This is a genomic window from Moorena sp. SIO4E2, assembly GCF_010671945.1.
GTDB classification, from domain to species: domain Bacteria; phylum Cyanobacteriota; class Cyanobacteriia; order Cyanobacteriales; family Coleofasciculaceae; genus Moorena; species Moorena producens.
This window is the reverse complement of record NZ_JAAHIE010000792.1, coordinates 1-2,809: the sequence shown is the minus strand read 5'-3', so window position 1 is coordinate 2,809 and position 2,809 is coordinate 1. Positions and strand designations below refer to the sequence as shown.

1 protein-coding gene and 1 tRNA gene are annotated in these 2,809 nt (G+C 46.0%); both read left to right on the top strand.

Features of this window, described 5'->3' with window-relative positions; genetic code table 11:
* The coding region (locus F6K37_RS37265; RefSeq protein ID WP_287256034.1) for a ComEC/Rec2 family competence protein at positions 1-2,235 on the top strand (2,235 nt) is incomplete at its 5' end.
* A 119-nt stretch (positions 2,236-2,354) separates the two neighbouring features.
* A tRNA-Ser gene (locus F6K37_RS37260) sits at positions 2,355-2,441 on the top strand.
* The last annotated feature ends 368 nt before the right edge of the window (positions 2,442-2,809 follow it).

Below are 2,809 nucleotides of genomic sequence, written 5' to 3'. Positions count from 1 at the left end.
GTTGTCACAGGGATAGTGGCTGCGATCGCATTCCCCAGGTTCTGGCGCACAGGACCAAAACCAAGATTATGGGTAGCAGCAGGACTAATCTCGGCCTTGGCGGTGGTCTATTTTCAATTGCGGGTACCACAACCAGAACTGAATGACATTAGCGAATATGTCCCCTCAACCAATAGCATTGCTCCAGAGCAACTGTTTAAGGTTGAAGGCAAAGTGGAGAGTATGCCTCGCCTGACCCGAACTCAGCGTACACAATTTTGGTTACAAGCTACTCAGTTAACTGAAATTGAAAGTCGCGAAGATGGGGGAGCGATCAGTCAGGGAGTGACAGGCAAGTTGTATGTGACTGTGCCATTACTTCAAGGAACTGGTATCTACCCAGGTCAGATAATTAGCGTAACTGGGGTTTTATATAAACCCAAGCCAGTGACTAATCCCGGAGCCTTCGACTTTGGAGCCTATCTTGCCCGTCAAGGGGCTTTTGCTGGTTTGAGTGGGCGTCAAATAAACTTTGATGAGGAAACTATTGGCAAACCCTGGGGATGGTGGAGACTGCGACAACGTATTATCCGTTCCCAAGTTCGCTTTTTAGGCTCTCCCACAGGTCAGTTAGTCAGTTCAATGGTTTTAGGACGTCGTGCTGTTGATTTGCCTTACGATATCCGCGATCAATTTATTCAGGCTGGGTTAGCCTATACCTTAGCAGCATCTGGATTCCATGTCTCGTTGCTGTTAGGTTTTGTCTTAGCCCTTACCAGGGGTTTAAGCAAAGGAAAGCAGTTCAGTATTAGCTTGAGTGTACTTTTAATTTACGTGGCATTAACTGGACTGCAGCCATCGGTAATGCGGGCGGCTCTGATGGGGGTGGGTGCCCTAATTGCGTTAGTGACGGCACGGAAAGTTAAGCCTTTAGGGTCACTCTTGTTAGCAGCAACACTGTTACTCCTATTTAATCCTTTGTGGATCTGGGATTTGGGATTTCAGCTGAGTTTTCTGGCCACCCTAGGATTACTAATCACTGCACCAGGGATTATCCAACGTTTGGATTGGTTGCCACCTGCGATCGCATCCCTAGTTGCTGTGCCAATTGCAGCAGCAGTTTGGACTCTACCCCTGCAACTGTATGTTTTTCAAGTTGTTGCCAGCTACTCTATACCAGTTAGTGTTATTGCTACACCCCTAATTTCTATTATCACTTTGGGTGGAATTGTCAGTGCCTTGGCAGGACTAATTTGGCCAACAGCAGGAAGTGGACTGGCTTGGTTACTGTATTACCCAACCCATGGACTGATGGGACTAGTGGAATTTTTCAATCAGTTGCCAGGAAGTTCTGTAGCGGTGGGCAAAATTTCCCTAGGGCAACTGTTATTCCTCTACGGGCTAATTGCTCTAGCTTGCTTGATTAAATGGTTACATCCTCGTTGGTGGCTGATTAGTCTAGTTGCTGTCACTGTGGTGGTGTTGCCCCAATGGCAACAAGCGTCAAAATTGTTTCAAGTTACAGTGCTAGCTACAGGAAATGACCAAATTTTAGTGATTCAAGACCAGGGACAAGTAACGTTGGTCAATAGTGGCAACCCTGATACAGTAAGGTTTACAGTGCTGCCTTTTCTGCAAAAGCAAGGTATCAATGATATTAATTGGGCAGTTGCTCTCGACAAGCAGCCCCAACTCAGAAGTGGTTGGGTTCAGCTTCTAGGTAGTTTACCGATCGAGACATTCTACGATAACACTGATTTACAACGACCATTGTCTCAGGGTCAAAATTGGAACGATATTGTCACCCGTAACTCTATCGCTAGTGCAGTAGCCTCTAGGGAGGCTAACTACCAACCAATTCCAGTGGGGGAAATACTCTCTTTTGGGTCTACTTCAATAGAATTAGTCAACACTGAACCACCAGTGTTGCTGATGCGCATCATTGACCAAAATTGGTTACTCTTAGGAGACCTCAAACCAGGCTTCCAAAAACAGTTAGCCAAAACCATCCGTTTCCCTGAGCTACAAGTACTTTGGTGGTCGGGAAAAAGTCTGAGGCCAGAATTCCTCGATGCCCTGCAACCGAAAATTGCGATCGCATCATCCAATGTCGTGGATGCCTACACGGCGAAGCTCATGCGCAATGCTAAGATGACCCTCTATTGGACAGGCCGTGATGGTGCTATCCAGTGGACACCGGATGGTGGTTTTAAGACTACTGTTGAAGATATTGAGATAGACATTGATGTTCCTTGATAGTGATTCCATCATTGAGCACCCAGCAATGCCTGAGTTTTCAACAGCAGGCTTGACAAATTCCACGGTTTTGTGTTCAAATTTCAGATGAAGTCTGGGGTGCGGTTTGACTAGATCATGGAGGGGTGTCCGAGTGGTTTAAGGTGGCAGACTCGAAATCTGTTATGGTGTCAAAGCCATCGGGGGTTCGAATCCCCCCCTCTCCGTATAAAAATTTAACTCAATTTTTGATTAATCTCACTCAGGAATGTGCTAGATACTGGTAGTAGGTAAGATGAGCTAACTGTCATCCGAGAGAATCCCATCGAAGAAGTTGGGAAGATCGAAGAAGTTGGGAATATAGGCTTAGAATTAAATTATATTCATATATTGATTCATCTTTATCAGCTCGGGATTTAAGCCAAGTGACTTCTGCTGATTATTCTCCAAAATCGACATTAACTGTTGAACTCTCCCCAAGCTACACACTTCCTATAGTGTTGATTATTGCTGCAGTGACAATAGTGCTCATACAACCCTGGGTGAGTTTAGCGATCGGCGAAGCCGCGCCAAAGGCGATCGCCTTTGGCGCGGC